This is a genomic window from Aromatoleum bremense, from assembly GCF_017894365.1.
Classification (GTDB): Bacteria; Pseudomonadota; Gammaproteobacteria; order Burkholderiales; family Rhodocyclaceae; genus Aromatoleum; species Aromatoleum bremense.
Window position 1 is genome coordinate 2,215,363 of the sequence record NZ_CP059467.1, and the last position, 22,720, is coordinate 2,238,082.

The 22,720-nt window shown below is 68.2% G+C and carries 23 protein-coding genes and 1 pseudogene; 18 read left to right on the forward strand and 6 right to left on the reverse strand.

Annotated elements, in window-relative coordinates:
* Nucleotides 1-15: 15 nt before the first annotated feature.
* Nucleotides 16-705 (reverse strand): Crp/Fnr family transcriptional regulator, encoded by a 690-nt coding sequence (locus pbN1_RS10420; protein WP_169201624.1) that lies wholly within the window; start codon nucleotides 703-705, stop codon nucleotides 16-18.
* Nucleotides 706-910: 205 nt separating this feature from the next.
* On the opposite strand from pbN1_RS10420, the gene pbN1_RS10425 reads away from it, so the two are divergent.
* The 12 genes from pbN1_RS10425 to ccmI all read left to right on the forward strand — a co-directional run bounded on the left by pbN1_RS10425 (nucleotide 911) and on the right by ccmI (nucleotide 12,750).
* Nucleotides 911-2,863, forward strand: a complete 1,953-nt coding sequence (locus pbN1_RS10425) for a histidine kinase (RefSeq protein WP_211161371.1) — start codon at nucleotides 911-913, stop codon at nucleotides 2,861-2,863.
* Nucleotides 2,860-3,522, forward strand: coding sequence for a two-component system response regulator NarL (gene narL, locus pbN1_RS10430; RefSeq protein ID WP_169201623.1), 663 nt, complete (start codon nucleotides 2,860-2,862; stop codon nucleotides 3,520-3,522). Before pbN1_RS10425 ends, narL begins: the two co-directional genes overlap by 4 nt.
* 245 nt (nucleotides 3,523-3,767) lie before the next feature.
* A complete protein-coding gene (locus pbN1_RS10435) occupies nucleotides 3,768-5,549 on the forward strand; it encodes a tetratricopeptide repeat protein (protein ID WP_244856906.1) in 1,782 nt (593 codons plus the stop codon).
* 176 nt (nucleotides 5,550-5,725) lie between these two features.
* Nucleotides 5,726-6,352, forward strand: coding sequence for a cytochrome c biogenesis heme-transporting ATPase CcmA (ccmA, locus tag pbN1_RS10440; protein ID WP_169201621.1), 627 nt, complete (start codon nucleotides 5,726-5,728; stop codon nucleotides 6,350-6,352).
* Nucleotides 6,349-7,026, forward strand: a complete 678-nt coding sequence (gene ccmB / locus pbN1_RS10445) for a heme exporter protein CcmB (RefSeq protein WP_169201620.1) — start codon at nucleotides 6,349-6,351, stop codon at nucleotides 7,024-7,026. Before ccmA ends, ccmB begins: the two co-directional genes overlap by 4 nt.
* 8 nt (nucleotides 7,027-7,034) lie before the next feature.
* A complete protein-coding gene (gene ccmC / locus pbN1_RS10450) occupies nucleotides 7,035-7,799 on the forward strand; it encodes a heme ABC transporter permease CcmC (RefSeq protein ID WP_041647124.1) in 765 nt (254 codons plus the stop codon).
* Complete coding sequence (gene ccmD / locus pbN1_RS10455) at nucleotides 7,799-8,011, forward strand: heme exporter protein CcmD (protein ID WP_169201619.1); 213 nt, start codon at nucleotides 7,799-7,801, stop codon at nucleotides 8,009-8,011. Before ccmC ends, ccmD begins: the two co-directional genes overlap by 1 nt.
* Nucleotides 8,008-8,454 (forward strand): cytochrome c maturation protein CcmE, encoded by a 447-nt coding sequence (gene ccmE, locus pbN1_RS10460; RefSeq protein ID WP_169118890.1) that lies wholly within the window; start codon nucleotides 8,008-8,010, stop codon nucleotides 8,452-8,454. Before ccmD ends, ccmE begins: the two co-directional genes overlap by 4 nt.
* Complete coding sequence (locus tag pbN1_RS10465) at nucleotides 8,451-10,424, forward strand: heme lyase CcmF/NrfE family subunit (RefSeq protein WP_169201618.1); 1,974 nt, start codon at nucleotides 8,451-8,453, stop codon at nucleotides 10,422-10,424. The genes ccmE and pbN1_RS10465 overlap by 4 nt, the downstream gene beginning before the upstream one ends.
* 10 nt (nucleotides 10,425-10,434) lie before the next feature.
* Nucleotides 10,435-10,968 (forward strand): DsbE family thiol:disulfide interchange protein, encoded by a 534-nt coding sequence (locus pbN1_RS10470; protein ID WP_169201617.1) that lies wholly within the window; start codon nucleotides 10,435-10,437, stop codon nucleotides 10,966-10,968.
* A complete protein-coding gene (locus pbN1_RS10475; RefSeq protein WP_210147462.1) occupies nucleotides 10,958-11,500 on the forward strand; it encodes a cytochrome c-type biogenesis protein in 543 nt (180 codons plus the stop codon). The genes pbN1_RS10470 and pbN1_RS10475 overlap by 11 nt, the downstream gene beginning before the upstream one ends.
* The gene (gene ccmI, locus pbN1_RS10480) at nucleotides 11,497-12,750 is read left to right on the forward strand and encodes a c-type cytochrome biogenesis protein CcmI (RefSeq protein WP_169201616.1); all 1,254 of its coding nucleotides are present in this window, start codon (nucleotides 11,497-11,499) and stop codon (nucleotides 12,748-12,750) included. Before pbN1_RS10475 ends, ccmI begins: the two co-directional genes overlap by 4 nt.
* A 126-nt stretch (nucleotides 12,751-12,876) precedes the next feature.
* On the opposite strand, the gene pbN1_RS10485 is transcribed toward ccmI, so the two are convergent.
* The 3 genes from pbN1_RS10485 to alr all read right to left on the reverse strand — a co-directional run bounded on the left by pbN1_RS10485 (nucleotide 12,877) and on the right by alr (nucleotide 15,966).
* Nucleotides 12,877-13,221, reverse strand: a complete 345-nt coding sequence (locus tag pbN1_RS10485) for a DUF2249 domain-containing protein (protein WP_169201615.1) — start codon at nucleotides 13,219-13,221, stop codon at nucleotides 12,877-12,879.
* 119 nt (nucleotides 13,222-13,340) lie between these two features.
* Nucleotides 13,341-14,879: a hypothetical protein gene (locus pbN1_RS10490; protein ID WP_169201614.1), complete on the reverse strand. Its 1,539-nt coding sequence runs from the start codon at nucleotides 14,877-14,879 to the stop codon at nucleotides 13,341-13,343.
* Between the two features lie 25 nt (nucleotides 14,880-14,904).
* Complete coding sequence (gene alr / locus pbN1_RS10495; RefSeq protein ID WP_169201613.1) at nucleotides 14,905-15,966, reverse strand: alanine racemase; 1,062 nt, start codon at nucleotides 15,964-15,966, stop codon at nucleotides 14,905-14,907.
* Nucleotides 15,967-15,989: 23 nt separating this feature from the next.
* Between alr and pbN1_RS10500 the strand changes: the two genes are divergently transcribed.
* A complete protein-coding gene (locus pbN1_RS10500) occupies nucleotides 15,990-16,295 on the forward strand; it encodes a hypothetical protein (RefSeq protein ID WP_169201612.1) in 306 nt (101 codons plus the stop codon).
* Nucleotides 16,296-16,470: 175 nt separating this feature from the next.
* Entirely contained in the window at nucleotides 16,471-16,986 is a 516-nt protein-coding gene (locus tag pbN1_RS10505; RefSeq protein WP_210147463.1) for a class I SAM-dependent methyltransferase, read from the forward strand.
* A 147-nt stretch (nucleotides 16,987-17,133) separates the two neighbouring features.
* Here pbN1_RS10505 and pbN1_RS10510 read toward each other — a convergent pair.
* Both pbN1_RS10510 and cadR read right to left on the reverse strand, forming a co-directional pair.
* Nucleotides 17,134-17,462: pseudogene (locus pbN1_RS10510) on the reverse strand (YnfA family protein).
* On the reverse strand, nucleotides 17,459-17,914 hold the full coding sequence (gene cadR / locus pbN1_RS10515; protein ID WP_169201611.1) for a Cd(II)/Pb(II)-responsive transcriptional regulator: 456 nt from the start codon (nucleotides 17,912-17,914) through the stop codon (nucleotides 17,459-17,461). The pseudogene pbN1_RS10510 and the gene cadR overlap by 4 nt, the downstream one beginning before the upstream one ends.
* Before the next feature lie 118 nt (nucleotides 17,915-18,032).
* On the opposite strand from cadR, the gene pbN1_RS10520 reads away from it, so the two are divergent.
* The 4 genes from pbN1_RS10520 (at nucleotide 18,033) to pbN1_RS10535 (ending at nucleotide 22,709) form a co-directional block, all read left to right on the forward strand.
* Nucleotides 18,033-18,545 carry a hypothetical protein gene (locus pbN1_RS10520; protein WP_169201610.1) on the forward strand — a complete coding sequence of 171 codons (513 nt, stop codon included), beginning with the start codon at nucleotides 18,033-18,035 and terminating at the stop codon, nucleotides 18,543-18,545.
* Nucleotides 18,546-18,605: 60 nt separating this feature from the next.
* Entirely contained in the window at nucleotides 18,606-20,741 is a 2,136-nt protein-coding gene (locus pbN1_RS10525; RefSeq protein WP_210147464.1) for a heavy metal translocating P-type ATPase, read from the forward strand.
* A 127-nt stretch (nucleotides 20,742-20,868) separates the two neighbouring features.
* Nucleotides 20,869-21,219, forward strand: coding sequence for a hypothetical protein (locus pbN1_RS10530; RefSeq protein ID WP_169201608.1), 351 nt, complete (start codon nucleotides 20,869-20,871; stop codon nucleotides 21,217-21,219).
* 323 nt (nucleotides 21,220-21,542) lie between these two features.
* Nucleotides 21,543-22,709 carry a TolC family protein gene (locus pbN1_RS10535; RefSeq protein ID WP_244856908.1) on the forward strand — a complete coding sequence of 389 codons (1,167 nt, stop codon included), beginning with the start codon at nucleotides 21,543-21,545 and terminating at the stop codon, nucleotides 22,707-22,709.
* Nucleotides 22,710-22,720 lie beyond the last annotated feature (11 nt).

The window sequence follows — 22,720 nt, forward strand, 5'->3', positions numbered from 1 at the left end:
GGGCGGCCTCGGGGGTCAGGCGGCGATCGATTGCAGGCTGCGCAGGTCGGTGAGCGTGATTGAACGTCGGCCGCGCGGCACGATGATGCCGTCGCGGGTGAGCCGGTTGAGGACGCGCGAGAAAGTCTCCGGGGTCAGGTTGAGTTGCGAGGCGATCGTCTGCTTGTCGCACGACAGGCGCACTTCGGCATGCGGTGCGCTGCAGTCGGCATGCTGCACGAGGTAATGCGCGACGCGCTGGGTCGAGCTGCGCTGGATGCATTGCTCCATCCCTTCGACGAGCTCGCCCATCCGTTCCGACAGCCGCGCCATCAGCGCCTGCGTCAGCGACGGGTGCGCGGCCATCGCGGTCTGCAGCGCGGGGCGCTGCAGATGCAGCACCACGCTGTCGCGCGTTGCCTGGGCCGCGAGCGTCTGCGGCGTGTCGGACAGGATGTTCTCCTCGCAGAACGAATCGCCCCGGCCCGCGAGGCGCACGATCTTCTCGGCGCCCGCACTGGAGATCAGGAATAATTTGACTTCGCCCTCGATGACCGCGTACATGCCGGCCGGACGCGCGCCGCGGTGCATCAGCATTTCGCCGCGCGACGCACGGCAGACCCGCACTCCTCGCGAGAGGCGCTGTAGCGTTGCCGGATCGAGGCTGCTGAAGGGTTCAAGACAGGAAAGTGACTGGAACGCCGGGGTCTGGATAGCGGTCGCCATATTGTCGTGCTCCTTCGAGATGCTCGTGTTCAGGGATGCAGGCCGCAGTCTAGACGCTCCACGTGACGATCGACCCACTACGGGTCGGGCAGGCAAACTGGGGATACCTCCTTGGAGGTATAGGGGAATAAATGCAAGTCATTGACGCAAATGGTTTATACGGAATCATGGTAGCGATGGCCAGCAACCCCGGGGAAAAGGGGGTATGGGTGTGAACAGCGCCGGCAATGCGGATGTCCTTGTTGGCGTCAGGGTCATGGGCCGTGTGCGCGCCTCGATCGCGGGTCGCGCGACGCAACTGCTGCTGGTGCTGGCGTTCGTCGCCGTGGCGTTCATCAGCCTGGTCGGAATCGGCGCCTCGGCGGTCATCGTCGAAACCGTCCAGGGCAGCGGCAGCGCGGTCAACGCGGCGGGCGGACTGCGCCGTCTTGCTCATCGCGCAGCCAGCGTCGCGCTCGCAGCAGCCCTCGATGGCCGTACCGGACATGCCGAAGTCGCAGCGGCGATCGGTGCGTTCGAGGCCGGGCTGGGCCATGCGACGCTGGAGAAGGTGCTCGAACACGAACCGGGCAGCGTCTTCGCCTCGGTTTACCGCAGCATCCACGCGGACTGGTATGTGAACCTCAGGCCGCGCCTGCTCGGGGCGCCGGAGCTCGCGAGCGAAAGTCCCGACGTGTTGTTCTACGAGGACCTGCTCGCCGACGTCGACGCATTCACGGCGCAGATCGACGCGCTGGTGGCGGTGCTCGAGCAGGAAACCGAGACCGGCATCGAGCAGCTGCGCATGACGCTGGCGGTCGCGCTCGGGATGGTGATGGTCGTCATGGTCGCGGCGCTTTGCGTCATCCGCCAGCGCGTGTTCATGCCGCTGACCGAGCTGCGCGACTGCGCCGCACGCATCGCCAGCGGCGATTTCCGCGCCCGCAGCCGCTACACCGGGCGCGACGAACTCGGCCGCGTGGGTTCGGCGTTCAACGCGATGGCCGACGAGCTGTCGACCGTCTATTGCGACCTCGAGCAGCGGGTGGAGCAGAAGACCGCGGACCTGATGCGCAGCAACCGCGCGCTGGAGCTGCTGTACCACGTCATCGCGCGCCTCTATCACGCCCCGGCCTCGCCCGAGACGTATGCCGAGACGCTCAAGGATCTCGAACAGGTGCTCGGGCTCAAGGGCAGCTTCGTTTGCGTGCAGCCCAAGCACGGCGGCGTCGCAACGGTCCTTTCGACGACGATGGGCGACTGTCCGGCCCGCTCGCGCAGCGAGGAGGAGTGTACCCATTGCCCCGGGCGGACGATGCCGTGGAGCTATCGCCGTGAAGGCGACCTCGATGTGTTCCTGGTGCCACTGCGCGATGCCGACCACCTCTACGGCATGATGCGGCTCGCGCTGCCGCCGGGCGAGCGGCTGCGCGCGTGGCAGCACACGCTGGTCGAAGCGGTATCCCGCCACATGGGGATCGCGCTGGGCATTTCGCACCAGAGCGAGCGCGAGCGGCTCCTCGCGCTGCAGGAGGAGCGTTCGATCATCGCGCGCGAACTGCACGACTCGCTGGCGCAGTCGCTGTCGTACATGAAGATCCAGGCGAGCCTGCTATCGTCGGCGCTGCAGCGGCCCGAGCGTCGCGACGACGCGTCCGACATCCTTGCCGACATGAAGGGCGGCATCAACGCCGCGTACCGGCAGCTGCGCGAGCTGCTGTCGACCTTCCGCCTGCAGATGGAGGGGGATTTCGCCCGCCTGCTCGGCAGCACCGTCGAGGAGTACGCCGGCCGCAGCGGGATGCCGATCGACCTGGAGATCCGCCTCGGCGTGTGCCATCTGAACCCGAACCAGGAAATCCACGTGCTGCACATCATTCGCGAGGCGCTGTCGAACGCGACGCGCCATGCCCGCGCGAGCTCGATCCGCGTCGGGCTGTTCGGCCATCCGGACGGCGTCCGGGTGATCATCGAGGACGACGGCAAGGGCATTCGGCCGGCCGCTGCCACCGAACCGCACCATTACGGCCTGGCGATCATGGCCGAGCGGGCGCGGGGACTGGGCGGGGTGCTCGAGATCGTGCCCCCTCCCGACGGCGGCACGCGCGTCAGTGTCCGCTTCGACCCGGCCGCCCGGCACGAGGCTTCGTCACCCGCACCCACTGCCGAGGCGCAATGAACGACAGGAACGACACTCCCCAATCGGTCGTCATCATCGATGACCACCCGCTGTTCCGCAAAGGACTGATCCAGCTGCTGCGCACCGTGCCCGGCTTCCTCCTGGTCGCCGAAGCGGCTGATGGCAAGGAGGGCATCGCGCACATCCTGCATCTGCGCCCCGACCTGCTGCTGCTCGACCTGAACATGAGGGACATGTCCGGGCTCGAGGTGCTGAAGTTCGTGCGCCAGGCCGATCTGGACACGCGCGTCGTGATGGTCACCGTCTCGGATGCCGCCGAGGACCTCGTCGCGGCGCTGCGCGCGGGCGCCGACGGGTATCTGCTCAAGGACATGGAGCCGGAGCAGATGGTCGAGGCGCTGCAGGCCGCGGCAGCGGGACGCATCGTCGTGTCCGAGGCGCTGACCCACCTGATGGCGGCAGCGCTGCGCCGGGAAAAGCGTCCCGACAGCGTCACCGATGCGGGCCTCACCGAGCAGGAGCAGCGCATCCTCGAGCGCATCGCGGCCGGCCTGTCGAACAAGCTGATCGCCCGCGAGCTGGGCATCGCCGAAGGCACCGTCAAGGTGCACGTCAAGCACGTGCTGCGCAAGCTCAACTTCCGCTCGCGCGTCGAGGCGGCCGTATGGGCGGTTGCGAACCACCGCGGCGAGCGCTGAGCGCCGATCGATCCCCGCATCGCTGCGCGCCTCGCGCAGCGATATCCGGCCGGCCCCCTCATTTTTCCAAGCCGTAGTCTATGTTGAAGTCAGATTGACGGCTGAGGACGCGACTCATTCAGAAGGATTCTTTTCGCCCACTGCAAGCGGCGCTTGTCAGGTAGCGTTTTTCGCGGAGGAACCCGACCATGTTGAAACGCAAGCTACTCATCACTACCCTGATCGGCGCTGGCCTGATCGGTACGATGGCGTTCGGCGAGTACCAGGCTTCGCGGATAGCCAATACTTCCGCGCTGCTGACGACGATCGGCGTGCCGTTTTGTGCGCCGCAACGCAGCGGACCCCAATACAAGACCTTCTTCCGGCTCGCCATGGCGCAAGCGGAAGGCGGCCGTAAGCCGGCGCGAACCGAAGTCGGTCCGTTCAGCAGAGCGATCCCGGAGGCGGAGTCGATCGCCCACGCTGATGCCAACCCGCTGCTCATGAACAACCTGGGTACCTTGCACTACCCGATCACGACTTCCATACCAACCGCGCAGCAGTTCTTTGACCAGGGCTTGCGTCTTGCCTACGCCTTCAACCATGGCGAGGCGCTGCGCGCATTTCGCAAGGCGCGCACGCTCGATCCTGAGTGCGCGATGTGTTACTGGGGTGAAGCGCTCGTGCTGGGGCCCAACATCAACGCTCCGATGGACCCCGCTGCTGTCGCGCCTGCCTTCGATGCGGTGAACAAGGCGCAAGGGCTCTCGGCCAGGGCGAGCGCGAAGGAACGCGCCTTGATCGAAGCGCTGACGGCGCGCTACGCGCGGGATCCGCAGGCAGACCGCGCGGCGCTCGACGCAGCCTATGCCGACGCGATGCAGCGGGTTGCGGAGCGCTATTCCGACGACGACCAGATCACGCTGACCTACGCCGAATCCCTGATGGATCGGCAGCCTTGGGACTACTGGGAAGCCGGCGGCTTTCGACCCAAGGGGCGCGCGGCCGAGATCGTCGGCCTGCTGGAGAAAGTGCTGCGCAAGACGCCGGATCATCCGGGCGCGATTCACTACTACATCCATCTCACCGAGAGCTCCAGCGATCCTGCCCGCGCCGTGCCCTACGCGCAACGTCTGGGCCGGCTGATGCCGGGCGCCGGGCATGTCGTGCATATGCCGTTCCACACTTTCTTCCGTGTCGGCATGTACAAGGAGGCGATCGAGGCGAACCGGCAGGCCGTGCGTGCGGACGAGACCTACATCGCCCGTTCGGCGCCGGTCGGCATCTATCCGCAGGCCTACTATCCGCACAACGTTCACTCGCTGATGGTGTCCGCACAGATGGCCGGCGATGGCGCCACCGCCATCGAGTCCGCCACCAAGCTGGTCCGAATCGTCTCCGATGCGGCGGCCAAGAACATCCCCTGGGTGCAGCCGATCATGGCCGCGCCCTATTTCGCCCACGCGCAGTTCAGTGACGCGAAGACCATTCTCGGCCTGCCCGATCCGGGTGCGGACTTCCCCTATGTGCAGGCGATGTGGCACTACGCACGCGGTGTGGGCCTGGCCGGCGCCGGTGATGTGAGCGCGGCGCAGGCCGAAGTCGATGCGATCGTCGGCCTCGGGCAGCAAAACGACTTTGCCGACCTGGTCACCGGCGGCGTGCCGGCGAAGGACGTGCTGCGCCTCGCTGAACAGGTGCTGCGTGCGCGCATCGCCCAGGCGAACCGGGACCCGGTGCGCGCCGTTCGCCATTTCGAAGCGGCGGTCGCGCTGGAAGATGGGCTGGCCTACACCGAGCCGCCCTATTGGTACTATCCGACGCGCCAGTCCCTCGGGGCGGCACTGCTGCTCGCCGGCGACCTGGACAATGCGGAGAACGTGCTGCGCTCGAGCCTGGCACGCGCGCCCAACAATGGCTGGGCGCTGTTCGGCTTGATGCGGCTTTACGAGCAGCGCAGCGATGCGCCGGGTGCCCGGGCCGTCAGAGATTTGCTGGACAAGGCGTGGATCGGCGACACCCGTACCCTGGAACTTTCACGCCTGTGAGGGGCCGCGCTCGAGCGCTGTCGTGATGGGGTGGGTCAGATGTCGGCCGCGGCGAAACCGGAGTGAGCGAGTTCCGGTGATCCTGAAGCGCGGTTTCGCTTCCGGCAGCGAAACCGCGCTGTTTGACACTCAAGCAGCCTCCCGGAGCGCTCCGCTCTGTGGTTAAATCCACGCCCATGCTTTATGCCGCCGATCTCGCCTGTCTGAAGGGTGACCGCCTGTTGTTCCGTGGCCTCTCCCTGCAGGTGGCGCCCGGTGCCATGCTGAGAGTGGCTGGTCCGAACGGCTTCGGCAAAACCAGTCTGCTGCGCATCCTGTGCGGGCTCGCGCATCCCGAAGCGGGCGAGATTCGCTGGAACGGCCGGCCGATCGCCAGCGACCGCGAATCCTTCCATCGCACGCTGCTTTATCTCGGCCATGCGCCGGCCCTGAACGACCTGCTCACGCCGCTCGAAAACCTGCGCTTCACGTGTGCCGCGGCGGGCGACGAGGTCGACGAGGATGCTTGCGTCGACGCGCTCGTGCGCATCGGCCTCGCCGACCAGCTCGATCTGCCGGCGCGCGTGCTGTCGCAGGGCCAGCGCCGGCGCGTCGGGCTGGCGAGGCTTTTTCTCGGCATCGGCCGCAGCCTGTGGGTGCTCGACGAACCATTCACCGCGCTCGACGCCGCAGCGGTCGCCGATCTCGCCACCACGCTGTCGGATCACTGCGCCGCGGGCGGTCTCGTGATCCTGACGACGCATCAGGACGCCCCTTTTGCCGCACCGCCGACGGTGCTCGATCTTTCCAAGGTGGCCGCTTGAGCCGTACGCTGGGTCCGTTTGCTGCAGTGCTGCGTCGCGATCTGCTGCTCGCATGGCGAGGCCGGGCCGACGTGCTGGTCACGCTCGCGTTCTTCGTCGTCGTGGTGTGCCTGTTTCCGTTCGGCATCGGCGCCGAAACCAACCAGCTGCGTTCGATCGCGCCCGGCGTGCTGTGGGTCGCGGCGCTGCTCGCGACGCTGCTGTCGCTGCACCGCCTGTTCGCGCAGGATCACGCCGACGGCACGCTCGAGCAGCTGCTGCTGTCGCCGGAGCCGACGGTGCTGTGGGTCGTCGCCAAGGTCGTCGCGCACTGGATCGCCACCGGCCTGCCGCTCGTGCTCGTCGCGCCCGCGCTGGCGCTGCTATTTGACGTGGAGCAAGGAGCGCTCGGGGTCCTCGTCCTATCGTTGGCGCTCGGCACCCCGATCCTGGCCCTGCTCGGCGCGGTCGGCGCGGCCTTGACGCTGGGGCTGCGCGGCGGCGGCATGCTGCTCGCGCTGCTGGTCCTGCCGCTGTTCGTTCCGGTGCTCATTTTCGGCGCCGGCGCGGTGGATTCCCACCTTTCCGGCACCGGGGCGGACGCCCATATCCTGCTGCTCGGTGGCGGGCTGCTCGGGGCGCTGGCGCTGGCGCCCGTCGCATGCGCGGCGGCGCTCAGAATCGCAGTCGAATGATGAAAGAGATGAAAAGACCTGAACGCGGCAAGAGCCTGTTTCGCTTCGCGGCACCCCAGCTGTTCTACCCGCTCGCGGGCGCCCTGGCGCCGTGGTTCGCCGGCGCCGCCGCGGTGCTCACGATCATCGGGCTGTGGCTCGCGTTCTTCGTTGCCCCGACCGATGCGCAGCAGGGCGAGGTGTATCGCGTGATCTTCATCCATGTACCGGCGGCGTGGATGTCGATGTTCGTGTATCTGATCATGGCGTTCTGGTCGGCGGTCGGACTGGTCATGAACACCCGCCTGTCGTTCATGATGGCCCGCGCGCTGGCGCCGACCGGGGCGATGTTCTGTGTCGTCGCGCTGGTGACCGGCGCGCTGTGGGGCAAGCCGACGTGGGGGGCGTACTGGGTGTGGGATGCGCGCCTGACGTCGCAGCTGCTGCTGCTGTTCCTGTACTTCGGCTTCATGGCGCTGACCGAAGCGATCGAGGATCCACGCCGTGCCGACAAGGCGGGCGCGATCATCGCCCTCGTCGGCGCCGTCAATGTGCCGATCATCTATTTCTCCGTGAAGTGGTGGAACACGCTGCACCAGGGGGCGTCGGTGAGCCTGACGAAAGCACCTTCGATGGCCGCGACGATGCTCGCGGGCATGCTCGTGATGGCGCTGGCGTCATGGGCCTACACGATCGCCGTGACCTTGTGGCGGGTGCGCCCGCTGATTCTCGAGCGTGAACGTCACGCCGAATGGGTCGCGGCCGAACTCGACGCGCTGGAGGGCAGGATCTGATGCAGTGGGAGTCATGGAGCGCGTTCTGGCAGATGGGCGGTGCGGCGCCGTTCGTGTGGGGCAGCTACGGCATCACGGCGCTGCTGGTGGCAGGGGAACTGATCATGGTCATGCGCCGTCGTAAGGACGCCCTGCGGCGTCTGCTCAGGCTGCGTCGCGCGAGGGCGGGCGGCAGCGGCGGGCAGCGTGCTTTTGAGGAGATCGTTGAATGAAACCCCGTAGCAAACGTCTGCTGCTCGTGGCCGGCGCCGTCGCGTTGCTGGTCGGTGCGGTGGCGCTGGTGCTGAACGCGTTCCAGCAGAACCTGGTGTTCTTCCATACGCCCACCGAGGTCGCGGAAGGCAAGGCGCCCGTCGGCCGGGCGTTTCGCATCGGCGGCATGGTCGAAACCGGCTCGATCCGCCGTGCAGCCGATGGCGTGACCGTGCAGTTTGCGATCACCGACACGGCGAAAGTGATTCCGGTCTCCTACAAAGGCTCCCTGCCCGACCTCTTCAGCGAAGGGAAGGGCGCGGTGGTGCAGGGCACGCTCGGCCCCGACGGCCAGTTCCAGGCGTCCGAAGTGCTCGCCAAGCACGACGAAAATTACATGCCGCCGGAGGCGCAGCACGCCGTCGATCAGGCCAAGAAAGCGGCACAGACGGTGGCCCAATGATTCCCGAACTCGGCCATTTCTCGCTGATTCTCGCGTTGGTGCTCGCGCTCGTCCAGGCGGTCGTCCCGATGATCGGCGCCAACCGCAACCGCATCGCGCTGATGGCGGTCGGGCGGCCGGCGGCGCAGGGGCAGTTCCTTGCCATCGCGTTCGCCTTCGGCTGCCTGACCTGGGCCTTCGTCACGAGTGACTTCTCGCTGCAGCTGGCGGCAGTCAATTCGCATACCGACACGCCGCTGATCTACAAGATCACCGGGGTGTGGGGCAACCACGAGGGATCGCTGCTGCTGTGGGCGCTGTCGCTGTCGCTGTGGACGGTGGCGGTGACGGTGTTCAGCCGCAACCTGCCCGACGCCTTCATGGCGCGCGTCCTCGGCGTGCTCGGCTGGATCAGCGCGGGCTTCCTGTCGTTCACGCTGGTCACGTCCAACCCTTTCGACCGCCTGCTGCCGGCGGTCGCGCAGGGGCGCGACCTCAACCCGCTGCTCCAGGACGCGGGCATGATCATCCACCCGCCGCTGCTGTACATGGGCTACGTGGGCTTTTCGGTCGCGTTTGCGTTCGCGATCGCCGCGCTGCTCAGCGGCCGCATGGATGCCGCTTGGGCGCGCTGGTCGCGGCCGTGGACGACGGTCGCGTGGGTGTTCCTCACCGCCGGCATCGCGGTCGGGTCGGGCTGGGCCTACTATGAGCTCGGCTGGGGCGGCTGGTGGTTCTGGGACCCGGTCGAAAACGCGTCCTTCATGCCGTGGCTGCTCGGGACCGCGCTGATCCATTCGCTCGCGGTCACGGAGAAACGCGGCGCGTTCCGCAGCTGGACGATTCTGCTCGCGATCAGCGCGTTCTCGCTGTCGCTGCTCGGCACTTTCCTGGTCCGCTCGGGCGTTATCACCTCGGTGCACGCGTTCGCAACCGATCCGCGTCGCGGCCTGTTCATCCTCGCGCTGCTGGTGCTGGTGATCGGCGTTTCGCTGACGCTGTTCGCGTGGCGCGCGCCCAAGCTCGCAGGCGGCGGCAGCTTCGGCCTCGTGTCGCGCGACGCGACGCTGCTCGGCAACAACGTCCTGCTCGCAGTGGCGACGGGTTCGGTGCTGCTCGGGACGCTCTACCCGCTGTTCCTCGACGCGTTGAACCTCGGCAAGATCTCGGTCGGGCCGCCGTACTTCGAGGCGGTGTTCGTGCCGCTGATGACGCCGGTCGTGGTGCTGATGGTGCTCGGGCCGTTCGTCCGCTGGAAAGGGGACGGCATTGGGCGCGTGCTGCGGCCGCTGCTGCCGGTGATGATGGCGAGCATCGCGATCGGCCTCGGCGTTGCGTTCGCGGTCGGGCACGTCACGGTGCGCACCGTGCTCGGCCTGGTGCTGGCGTCGTGGGTGTTGCTCGGCAGTGCCCGGCTGCTGATGAGCCGCTTCGCCGAGCGTCGCGGCGCGAGCCCCGCGGCGGTGCTGCGGGGCATCCCGTCAGCGTGGTGGGGAATGTGGCTCGCGCATGCCGGCATCGGCGTCTTCATCATCGGCGTGACGATGGCCGGCAGTCTCAACGAGCGCCTGGACGTCAGGATTCAGCCCGGCCAGACTGCACAGCTCGCCGGCTACACCTTCACGTTCCGCGGTGTCGCCGACGCCCCGGGGCCGAACTACGACGCCGCGCGGGCGACGATCGAGGTGACGCGCGGTGGTCTCCCGGTCGCGACGCTGCACCCGGAGAAGCGCTTCTACGTCGCGCAGCAGATGCCGATGACCGAGGCGTCGATCGACATCGGCCCGTTCCGCGACGTGTACGTCAACCTCGGCGACCGCCTCGACGACGGCAGCTGGGTCGTCGGCCTGTTCTACAAACCCTTCATCAGCTGGGTATGGCTCGGCTGCGTGCTGATGGCGGTCGGCGGCGTTTTCGCCGCCTCGGATCGTCGCTACCGCCGCCTCGCGGAGCGTGAAGCGCCGGCCGGCGCGGCGCGCCGCACGACATGAGTAATCGACAATGAAAGCGAAGTTTCTCGTCCCCCTCGCGTTATTCCTCGTGTTGGCGGGTTTTCTCGGTTACGGGCTGCAGCTCAATCCGCGCGAGGTGCCGTCGCCGCTGGTCGACAAACCGGCGCCGCAGTTCCGCCTCGCGACACTGGCTGCCCCCGACGCCGCGCTCGGCGTCGCCGACATGCGCGGCGAAGTGTGGCTGCTGAACGTCTGGGCGTCGTGGTGCGTGTCCTGCCGCGAGGAGCATCCGGTGCTGATGGAGCTCGCGCGCGACAAGGTCGTGCCGCTCGTCGGCCTCAATTACAAGGACACGCGCCCCGAAGCGATCGCCTGGCTCGAAGCGCACGGCGACCCTTACACCGCGTCGGTCGTCGACGCGGATGGCCGCGTGGGGATCGACTACGGCGTGTACGGCGTGCCCGAGACTTTCCTCATCGACCGGCAGGGCGTGATCCGCTACAAGCATATCGGGCCGGTCACCCGGGAGGCGGTGCGCGACGTGCTGCTGCCGAAGATCGCGGAGCTGTCGCGTGCGAGCTAGATCCTCCTTCTGGCGTCTGCTGCCTTCGGCCGTGTCGGCCGTGCTGTTCACGCTGATCCTCGCCGTTGCCGCGCCGCAGGTTCTTGCCGCTGACGAAGCCGTGCCGCTCGTGACCGACCCGCAGCTCGAAGCGCGCGTCATGGATCTGTCGCACAAGCTGCGCTGCCTGGTGTGCCAGAACCAGTCGATCGCCGAATCGAACGCGCCGCTCGCGCTGGACCTGCGCAACCAGGTCCGCGAGCAGCTGGCGGCCGGCAAGAGCGAAGAGGCGGTGGTCGATTATCTCGTCGCCCGCTACGGCGATTTCGTGTTGTACCTTCCGCCGTTCAAGGGCACGACGCTGCTGCTGTGGCTGGGGCCGGCGCTGCTGCTCGTCGCCGGTGCGGGCTGGCTCGGATGGCGCCTGCGCCGCCGCGCCGCGGAGGTCCGCAGCGCGCCGCACCTGACGCGTGACGAGCGTGCCCGCGCCCGCGCCCTGCTCGACGGCACGTCCCCTGGCACGTCCCCTTCCTCCGAGGAGCCCCGTTCGTGATTCCCTTCCTGATTCTGGCCGCCGTGCTGGTGGCCGGTGCGTTGCTGCTTGTCGTTCCGCCGCTGCTCGGTGGCGGGAGCCGCGCGCGCGAACAGGCGCACCGGCAGCGCCAGGCCGAAACCGTGCTCGTCGTGCTGCGCGAGCAACTGGCGGAGCTGGAGGCCGAACATGCGGCCGGCCACATTGCCGAGGCCGACTATCAGCGCTCGCGCGAAGAGCTCGAACAGCGCGCGCTCGAAGAGGGGCGCGCGGCCGAAAGCGGCGCCGATCTGCGGCCGGCACGCCCATGGGCGGTTGCGATCGTCGTCGCGCTGCCGGCGCTCGCGGTGCTGTTCTACCTCGCGCTCGGCGAACCGCGCGGGCTCGATCCGGCGCAGATCGCCGCGCAGCAGGAACACCAGATCACGCCCGAGCAGATGTCGGCGCTGGTCGCCCAGCTCGCGCAGCGCCTCGAACGCGAGCCGAACGATGTCGAGGGGTGGATGATGCTCGGCCGCTCCTACTCGATGACGAACGATCTCGACGGGGCCGCGGCGACCTGGCGCAAGCTCGGCGCGAAGATTCCGGACCAGGCGGACATTCTCGCCGACTGGGCCGACCTGCTCGCCGGCGCGGCGGGTGGCAGGTTCGACGGCGACCCGGATCGCCTCATCCGCCGGGCGCTCGAACTCGACCCGGCTCACCTCAAGGCGCTCGCGCTCGCCGGCACGGCGGCGTTCCAGCGCGAGGACTTCGCCGCCGCATCCGCTCACTGGGAACGCATCCTCGCGAACATGGACCCCAGCGAAGGCGTTTACGCGGCGGTCGTCGCAAGCATCAACGAGGCGCGCTCCAAGGGCGGCATGCCGTTGCTGGAAGCGGCGGGCCCGGGTGCGGCGGCGCGGACGGGCCGCAGCGCCGGCGAGGCGGTCGACGAGGCGCTTAAGGTCAGCGGCCGGATCAGCATCTCGACCGAGCTTGCCGCGCAGGTCGAAGCGGACGACACTGTGTTCGTCTTCGCCCGCCCGATGGAGGGCGGGATGCCCGTGGCGGCGCTGCGCCTGCGCGCGGGCGAACTGCCCGCGTCATTCAGCTTTGAAAATGCACCACGCATGGCGAAGGGACCGCTCCCGGCGCAATTGAGCATCGGAGCGAGATTGTCGAAGCAGGGGGAGGCGACCGCCCAGGCAGGCGATCTTGAAGGGGAGCCGGTGAACGTCGCGCCGGATGCGGCGAACGTGGAGATCGTGATCGATCGGGTTCGCAACTAGCGCTGCCGTGCGCGAGGCGGGCGGACGAGGCTATTTTCGCGAGGACGTTCAAGCGGGCGGGTGGCCGCGATCCGGCCGCGGCGAAGTGCATGTTGCACCCCGCGCGTCCGGTGCAAGGGGATGTGCTCAGGTCCCGGCGCAACCGCAGCCGCCGCCACCGCCACCACATCCGCCAGCACTGCGCGGGGCCGGTTCGGTCGGCACGGGTTCCTGGGCGTTCAGCTGGACGGTGAAATCGATGACGATATTGCCCGGTTCGCGGGCGACGTAATTGATCTTGATCTGCGAGCCATAACGCTGCTGGATCTGACCGAGCAGCGGCAGCGGGTCATGGTCATTCACGAAACGCATCGTTTCCCCTTCTTCCAGGGACTCGAGGGCGCCGAAGATGGCGGCGTGGCGAAAACGCTTGGCGACGCCGCGGGCGTCGAACGGGAATACGGAACGGTCGATGATCGGCAGTTCATTCATGAAAGCATCCTCCGGGGGTGGGGGTGGGTGCGGCAAGTGTCCGCTGGTTGGAAATGCTAGGGAGCCGCAAGCGCTGCCGCCTTGAGCAAGAACAAGAATCGCGTGGCGACGCGACGACGTCAACGAGTGTTTGACGGCGGAAAATCCTCGCCATCGATGAGCAGTTCGAAGCGCTCGTCGATCAGGCGCGGATCGTCGAAATGACGGCGCCCGACGAACGCGGTCGCGTGCCGCCCCCACTGGCGCATCGCGCCCGGGTTGACGATTCCCATCGGCCAGAAGAGGAAGCGCTCGGCGCGTTCGGTGCCGGCGACGAAGCCGTCGGGACCGTACAGGCTGCGGCTTTCGCCGTGCGGCAGCGGTAGGCGGCGCAGGACGTCGTCCGCCTGCAGGGCATAACGGGACGACGGCGTCGACACCGGAGAGGGCTGCTCGTGCACGCGCTGCAGGTAATGCGTGCGCGGGGCGATGCGCAGCACGACGCGCTGCGGCTCGGCCTGGCGCGGCAGGGCCTGCGGCACGAACCGCCACTCGTCGACCGAGGCCGGGGCGATGCGCGGTCGTGCGCGCGGCGTCGGGAAGAAGAAATGGTAGCAGCCGCAGGGGTGGATGCTGTCGAACAGCAGCGGTTCGCCGTCGGGCGCAAGGGTCACGCGCCACACCAGGCCGTCGAGATGTCCGGCGAGCAGGTCGAGCGCGCCGCGGGGCGGCCGCGCCGGGAACCACGCCGTGTAGACGAGCTGCAGCAGCACCTGCCCGCCGACGCGCGCGTGCGCCGCGCGGTAGAAAACGGCCGGCTGCGACGGATCGACTCTTGCCGGGCCTCGCGGCGGCCACGCCGGCGTGCCGATCAGGTCGTCGTCGCCCGCGACATCGACTACCAGCACCGGCGCATGGGCGAGCGCGAGGACGCGCAGGGCTTCGCCCTCCACGTACGGCACGCCGAGCGGATTCGCCGCTGCCTCGCGGATCTGCCGCGCCTGTTCGCGTCGCGACGGCAATGCTTCGTCGGGCGGGGCGAAGTGCTGCAGCCGACCCTGAACGGGCAAGGAGGCGAGCGGCAGCGCGAAGACTTGTGCGGTCTCGCGCTCGAACACGCGGACGCCGGCGGCGAAGGGGATCCGCGTCAGCGGGTAGAGGCCGGCAATGCGCCGTACGGTGCTGTAGTCGTCCGGCACCACCGCGGCATCGCGCAGCGCGGCGAGCCGGACGGGGTCGGCAAGGTCGGCCGCGAGCAGTTCGTCGTGACACTGTGCGAGCGCCGCTGCGAGGCCGGCGTGCGGCTGTGGAATTGCGGCGGTGAGCGCGTCGCGTGCCGGCGGCGGAAGGTTCGCGATTTCGGCGCTGCGCGCCGTGGCGTCGAGGCGTGCGAGTCGTCCCGCCCAGAATCGCACCGCGGCGTCGCCGGTTGCTTCGGTGCGGAAGCTTGCGAGCAGGCGATCGACCCTCAGGTGCGGAAAGCCGCGGATGCGGGTCGCCGACGCGTCGCCGACCCCTTCGCGCGCCACGACGGCATCGACGCGGGCGAAGAGGGCTTCGCAACGCGCGTGCGGGTCGATGCGCGGCGCCGCGCGAAACGGTGGGCCGGCGCACGCGGTAAGCAGCGTGCTTCCCGCCGCGATCAGCGCGACGAGCGTTCGTCTCGTGCCAGTTGCCATGCAGCCCCCGCCCCCGGCCGTCCGCTCAGCCGGAATATTCGAAACGTACCCGCTTGACGTTGCAGAGCAGTTCGTAGGAAATCGTCTTTGCGGCCTGGGCGATGCGGTTCACCGGGATGTTCGCGCCCCACAGCTCGACGCGGCTGCCCAGGCCGGCAGCGGGGAGATCGGTGAGATCGATGGTCAGCAGGTCCATCGATACGCACCCGATCAGGCGCGTGCGCAGGTCGTCGACGGCGACCGGAGTGCCGTTGGGCACGCTGCGCGGATAGCCGTCGGCGTAGCCGAGCGCGACGAGGCCGACGCGAGTCGCGCGCTCGGCATGGAAGTGCGCGCCGTAGCCGAGCGGCGCGCCCGCGGGTATCTCGCGTACCGCGATCACCGTGCTCTCGAGCGTCATTACCGGACGCAGGCCGTTCGGCTCGTCGGGCATCGGATCGGCGCCGTACAACAGGATGCCGGGGCGCGCCCAGTCGCGGTGCGCGGCCGGCCAGCCGAGGATCGCGCCGGAGTTCGCGAGGCTGCGCGGACCGGGCAGCTCGCGCGTTGCGGTGTCGAATGCCGCGAGCTGCTCGCTCGTCGCGAGGACTTGCGGCTCGTCGGCGCGCGCGAAGTGCGTCATCAGCGTGATGCCGCCGACCTTGCCGCTGTCCTTGAGGCGCTGCCACGCCGGGCGCAGCTCGTGCGGCAGGAAGCCGGCGCGGTTCATGCCGCTGTTCATCTTGAGCCATACCTCGAGCGGCAGCGCCGGGCGCGCGTGGTCGATGATGCGCAGCTGCTCGGCATGATGGACGACGATCCACAGGTCGTGGCGAACCACTTCGTCAAGCTCGGCGGCGGCGAACACGCCTTCGAGCAGCAGGATCGGCTGGTCGATGCCGGCGGCGCGCAGTTCGAGCGCCTCTTCGAGGAACGCGACCGCGAAACCGTCGGCGTCGGCGGCGAGCGCGCGCGCGCATTGCACCGCGCCGTGGCCGTACGCGTTCGCCTTGACGACCGCCAGCGCGCGGCCTCCGTGCCGGCCCCGGGCGAGATGGTAGTTATGGCGCAGGGCGTCGAGATCGATCAGCGCGCGGGCGGGTCTCATGCAGCAGCGAAGGCCTGGGCCTGGTGAGCGGTAAGACGCTACTTTGCCACAGCGCCGCCGGCTTGCGTCGGCGCTGTGGCGCTTCAGTCCATTGCACTGCGGGCGACGGCCAGATTGCGCTGGGCACCTATGTGGCCGCGAGCACCTCGGTGCGTTTCGTCGACTGGCCTTGGGCATCGCCGGGCCGCGGACTGGCCGTCCTGGGGGCGAGCGGACTCGCCTGGACGGCGTTCAGCGAGCGGCGCCACATCTATGATCTCGGCTCATGGGCCTACGCCGGGTCGATGCCGACTCTGGCCGGGATCGGCCTCGCGCAGCTGGCGCAATGAGTGGTCGTACCCGGATTGGCGTTGTGTGCCTGCGTGAATGGCATCCGATGCGCCCGAAACCTGCCGGGAGGCCGCCGACCGGCGACGAGGGTAGGATTCAATGACGGACGACGAGAACGCCAGGCCGGCTTGATGGAGGTCCTCGAGATGCCTCGACCAGACGCCGGAGATTGACATGCGTATTTACGAGAGATGGATCCTGCCCCGGCTGATCGACCTCGCCATGCGCAATCGCGAGGTGCGGCGCTACCGGGCGCGCGTCGTGCCGCAAGCGCGCGGATGGGTGCTGGAGATCGGCATCGGTTCGGGGCTCAACCTGCCCCACTACGGCGCGGGGGTGCAACGGCTCTACGGTCTCGACCCGTCGGGAAGGCTCCTTGCCATGACGGGCAAGCGCGTGTCCGGTGCGCACTTTCCGGTCGAGTTGATCAACTGCGGCGCGGAGGCGATTCTCCTGGCGGATGGCAGCATGGACGCGGTGGTGACGACCTTCACGCTGTGCAGCGTCACCGACCCGCTGCAGGCGCTGAGGGAGATGCGCCCCGGGTGCTCAAGCCGCACGGCCTGCTGCTCTTCGCCGAGCACGGCCTTGCCCCGGAGCCGGGTGTGCAGCGCTGGCAACGGCGTCTCACACCGGGTTGGCGCCGCATCGCCGGCGGCTGTCACCTGGATCGCAAAATGGACGCGCTGATCGGCCAGGCGGGTTTTGCAATTGAGCACTTGGTGACCGAATGCGCCCGCGGGCCGCGTCCCATGACCTACATCTACTGCGGACGCGCTCGCCGCTGAGGATGCATGCCGGGGCTCCACGCCCGGCCGTGGCGGACTGCCTCGGTGCCTAGCGCTGCATTGCGATGATCGCCATGCCGGCGAGCGCGACGGCCGCGCCGACGGCGTCCCAAGGGGTGGGCGTGACCCCTTCGACGGCCCACAGCCAGGCCAGGGCAACGATAATGTACACCCCGCCGTAGGCAGCGTAAGTGCGCCCTGCCGCAAACGGATGCAGCGTGAGCAGCCAGAGGCGAAGACCGCGAGGGCTACCGCCGCCGGCAGAAGCAACCAGGCAGGTTTGCCGTGCTTGAGCACGAGCCAGGGGAGGTAACACCCGAGGATCTCGGCCACAGCCGTAACGGCAAAGAGGCCCGCAGTCTTGGCAAGTTCGATCATGATGGGCCGTGCCTTTCGGGGTTCTCTGCCTTTGCACGGCAGGCCCGAGCCTCGTCATGGGCGGCGGCAACCAGTTCATGAAGGATGCCGCAGTCCGCGGCCACGTGCCCGGCGCCGCAGCTCGCTCGCAACGCCAGCAACTGATTCTCCAGCGCGCTCAGGGACTTCAACCGCGCCTGCACCCGTCCGAGATGCTCGTCGATCAGCCGGTTGATCTCACCGCAATCGGCCTCCGGGTGGGCGACGAAATCGAGCAGGTGCCTGATCTCCGCAAGCGACATGTCGAGCGCCCGACAGTGGCGGACGAAGCTCAGGCGCTCCAGGTGCGCCGCGCCGTAGGCACGGTAGCCGTTCGCTGCCCGGGCGGGCGGCGGCAGCAGGCCCTCCTTCTCGTAGTAGCGGATCGTTTCGACATCCACGCCGGTCGCCTGGCCAAGTTCGCTGATGCGCATGACACCTCCTCGCACGATTGCTCATGCTACGCCGTTGACCCCGGAGCGACTACAGGGTTTTCAATGTTGATACTGCCGAAGCGGGCAGGACTCAGGGAACCCTCGAAAGGAGCGCGAGATGAAACCATTGATCACGTTGGGACTGGCCGCGGCCCTGGCGATGTCGGCGCCGGCCGTCTTTGCCGCCGATGCGCCGGGCGGCGCGGGCGGGCAGACGAAGCAGGAGGCCCCCGGCACGGCGGACTTCGACAAGCAGATGGCGCAGGTGCAGGAGAACATGAAAGCGATGCAGGAGCAGATGGACAGGATCCGCCAGACGCAGGATCCCCAGGCGCGGCAGAAGCTGCTCCAGGACCACTGGGCCACGATGCAGAACAACATGCAGATGATGCACGGGATGTTGGGGCCGGGGATGATGGGCTGCTGCGGCAGCGGCCCGATGATGGGCCAGGGCATGAGGGGCGGCCGCATGATGGGTGGGCCGATGTGGGGGGACTACCGGCGCCTGACGCCCGAGCAACTCAAGCAGCGCCAGTACATGATGGAGCAATACATGCCGATGCAGCAGATGATGATGGATCAAATGATGCAGCATCAGCAGTGGATGTGGCAGCAGCCGCAGCCGAAGTGAACCGTCCCGGGGCGGTCACTTCGGTGCCTCGCCCCGCGAGCGACGTTCCATTCCTCGTGCATGAACACCATGAAACAATCCGTTTTCGTCATCACCAACATGGACTGCCCGACCGAGGAGGCGCTGATCCGCAAACGCCTCGCCGCGCTGCCGGGCGTGGATGCGCTGACGTTCAACCTGATGGAGCGCCGGCTCACCGTCGGCCACGCCTTGCCCGACGAGCGGCCGATCCTCGACGCGCTGCGCGAGATCGGCATGCAGGCGCGGCCCGCGCAGCAGGCGCGGTCCGAAACCTGCAGTAGCTGCGAAGCCGATCGGGGGTCCGCCGTATCAGCCGGAGCCTGGGGACTGGTGGCCGCCTCGGGCGCCGCCGCGATCGGTGCCGAGCTCCTCGCCTGGACCGGTGCGTCGGAGACCACCCCGGCGGTCATCGCGCTCGCCCTGCTCTCCATTGCCACCGGTGGTCTTCCCACGCTGCGCAAGGGTTGGATCGCGCTCAGGACCTTCACCCTCAACATCAACTTCCTGATGAGCATCGCCGTGATCGGGGCAATGGCCATCGGCGAGTGGCCCGAGGCCGCGGTGGTGATCTTCCTCTTCGCCCTGGCCGAGCGCATCGAGACCCTGTCGCTCGAACGGGCCAGGAACGCTATCCGCGGCCTCATGGCGATGACCCCGGATACGGCCAGCGTGCGCCTGGCAAGCGGCGAGTGGCATGAATTGGCCGCCGCCGAAGTGCAGCTGGGGCAGACTGTCCGCGTGCGGCCCGGCGAGCGCATCCCGCTCGACGGGGACGTCACCGCCGGCGCGAGCGCGGTGAACCAGGCACCGATCACCGGCGAGAGCATCCCGGTGGAAAAGGCGCCGGGTGACGCGGTCTTCGCCGGCACCGTGAACGAGCGCGGCGCCTTCGAGTTCCGCGTGACGGCGATCAAGGGCGACACGACGCTCGCGCACATCATCCGCGCGGTGCAGGAAGCGCAGGGGCAACGCGCCCCCAGCCAGTGCTTCATCGACCGTTTCGCCCGTGTCTACACCCCGGCGGTCGTGCTGCTCGCGGTGTTGATCGCGGCGGGGCCACCGCTCGTCTTCGGCGCCCCGTTCCAGGACTGGTCCTACAAGGCGCTGGTCATGCTGGTGATCGCCTGCCCGTGCGCGCTGGTGATCTCGACCCCGGTCACGATCGTGAGCGGGCTGGCGGCCGCGGCGCGACACGGCATCCTGGTCAAGGGCGGCGTTCATCTGGAGAACGGCCGCCTCATCCGCGTGGTCGCCCTGGACAAGACCGGAACCCTGACCCACGGCCGGCCCGTCATGACCGACGTCATTGCGCTCGCGGAACGGCCCGCGGACGGGCTGCTGCAGCTGGCCGCGAGCGTCGATACCCATTCCGAGCATCCGGTGGCGGAAGCCATCGTCGCCGCGTGGCATGGCTCCGAGCGGCGCCCCCTGCTCGACGTCACCGCCTTCGAAGCGCTCGCCGGTCGCGGCGCGAAGGCCACAATCGATCGCGGCCTCTACCACGTCGGCAATCACCGCCTGGTGGAGGAGTTGGGCCTCTGCACGCCGCGCGTCGAAGCAGTGCTCGAGCGTCTGGAGCGGGAGGGCAAGACCGCGGTGGTGCTCGCCTCCGAACGCGAACCGCTGTGCGTGCTCGGCGTGGCGGACACCGTGCGCGGCCACAGTGCCGAGGCGATCCGCGAGCTCCACGCGCTGGGCGTCGTGTCGGTAATGCTCACTGGCGACAACCCCACCACCGCGCGCGCCATCGCCGATGCGGTCGGTATCGACGATGCCCGCGGCAATCTGCTGCCGGAGGACAAGCTCGCCGCCATCGACGACCTGCTCGCCCGCTACGGCACGGTCGGCATGGTGGGCGACGGCATCAACGACGCGCCCGCGCTCGCCAGGGCGTCCATCGGCTTCGCCATGGGCGCGGCGGGCACTGACACCGCCATCGAGACGGCCGACGTGGCGCTCATGGACGACGACTTGCGCAAGCTGCCGCGCTTCATCGCGCTCTCGCGGCGCACCGCGCAGGTGCTGCGGCAGAACATCACGCTCGCCCTCGGCATCAAGGCGGTGTTCTTCGCGCTCGCGCTTGCGGGGCAGGCAACACTGTGGATGGCGGTGTTCGCCGACATGGGGGCGAGTCTGATCGTGGTGGCGAACGGGCTGCGGCTGCTGCGAACATAGGGCAAGTCGTCCGAGGGAGCGCATCACGCACATTCCGCCCGACGTCTCTGCCTCATGCGCCGGCGCCCGCGCAGGCGAGGTGACGACAGATCCGCGGTAACCTACAATCGACGCCGTGCGCAATTTCGTGATCATCTTTCTCGTGTTTTTTCTGCCGCTGCAGTGGGGAACCACTGTTCTGGCGGCGTATTGCCTGCACGAGGAGAGTCCGGCTGCAATGCAGCATATCGGTCATCACGCACATCATCGCGAGCATCATGGCACCACTCTGAAAGAGGACGGTGGGCAGAAAGGCAAGGCATGGGACGCGAGTTGCAGTGCGGACCACGAACACAGCCATTGCACTCACGCCATCGTTCATGGCTCGCGCCTGCCCGAGATTTTTGCATCCGGGACAGGCGAAAGCCCCTACGGGACGTTTGTCCCCGACCCGCCGTTCGACGGCCTGCTTCGTCCGCCTCAAGTCACCCTCGCCTGACAGGCCGGCGAGGGTAATCAGTATCGTGCGCGCTCCGATCGAGGATCGATCGCGCACGCTCCCTCGTCGGTTTTCCATGATCCGCCGCGTCGCGCCCATCGCCCGAGCGGATCGGACCCATTTCCGACGAGGATTTCATGAGAAGAATACCCCCGAGGGGCGGCGTGACGCTGTGTGTGGCGTTGTGCCTTCCCGTAGCCGCATGGGCGCAGGACCGGCCCACGACCCCCTCACCGAACGTTGAATCGGTACCGGCTGCGCTTGCGCCGACACACGGTCAAGCGCCGACCGCGATCGCCGCGGCGGGCGCACAGCGACTCTCCTTGCGCCAGGCCATCGAACTTGCGCTCACCCATAACCCGGATCTCGCGGCAGCCACGCTGGAGGTGGACGCCAACGAAGGTGTTCGCCAACAGGCGGGCGCGTACCCCAACCCCGAAATTGCCTACCTTCAGGAAGACACGCAGCGCGCAACACGCACCACCACGCTGCAACTGAACCAGCCGATCGAACTGGGCGGCAAGCGGACGGCACGCCTGGCCGCGGCCGAGCGTGGCTACGACATCGCAACCGAGGATCTGGCGGCACGGCGACTGGCGCTACGTGCGGCCGTTACTACGGGCTATTTCGATACGCTCGCCGCGCAGGAACGCGTGCGCGTGGCAGACGAAGCCCTTGAACTGGCCGGGCGCGCCACGCGCGCGGCGACTTTGCGCGTGAAGGCCGGCAAGGTTGCGCCGATCGAGGAAACCAAGGCGCAGGTCGCGCAAGCCGGCGTGCAAGTGGAAGCAAATCAGGCACGCAGCGAGTTGCGAGGTGCCCAGGCACGATTGGCTGCGCTGCTTGGGCAAGGCCAGCCCCAAGCTTTGGTGCTCGACGGCAATCTAGACGCACTGCCGACCTACCCGACGCTGGAAGAAATGCAAGGACAGGTCGAGAACGCGCCGGCGCTTCGCCGCGCACGATTGGAGATCGAGCGCCGCATGGCCCTCACCGGGCTTGAGAAGGCGCGCCGCATCCCGGATCTCATCGTCAGTCTGGGAGCCAAGCGCGAGGAAGCGCTCGGCCGCAACCAGGCCATCGTCGGCGTGTCGATCCCGCTCCCGCTGTTCGACCGCAACCAGGGCAACCTGCTGGAGGCGCTGAAGCGCGAGGACAAGGCCCGTGAGGAGCTGAGATTCGCGCAACTTCAGGTTTTCGCCGACGCCGTGCAGGCCCGCGAACGGCTGGAGTCGGCCCGCATGCAGGCCGGGGCGCTCGCCGCGCAGGTGCTCCCCGGCGCGCAAAGCGCGTATGAAGCGGCGGTCAAGGGGTTCGAGCTCGGCAAGTTCAGTTTCCTCGAGGCTCTGGACGCCCAGCGGACCCTGCTGGAGGCGCGCGTGCAGGCGCTGCGCGCGATGGCCGAGGCGCATCGCGCCCGCGCCGAACTGGATCGCATCCTGGGAAGCGGTGATGCGGAACCCATCGCATCTGCGCCCGCTACCCGTTGAAAGCATTGGAG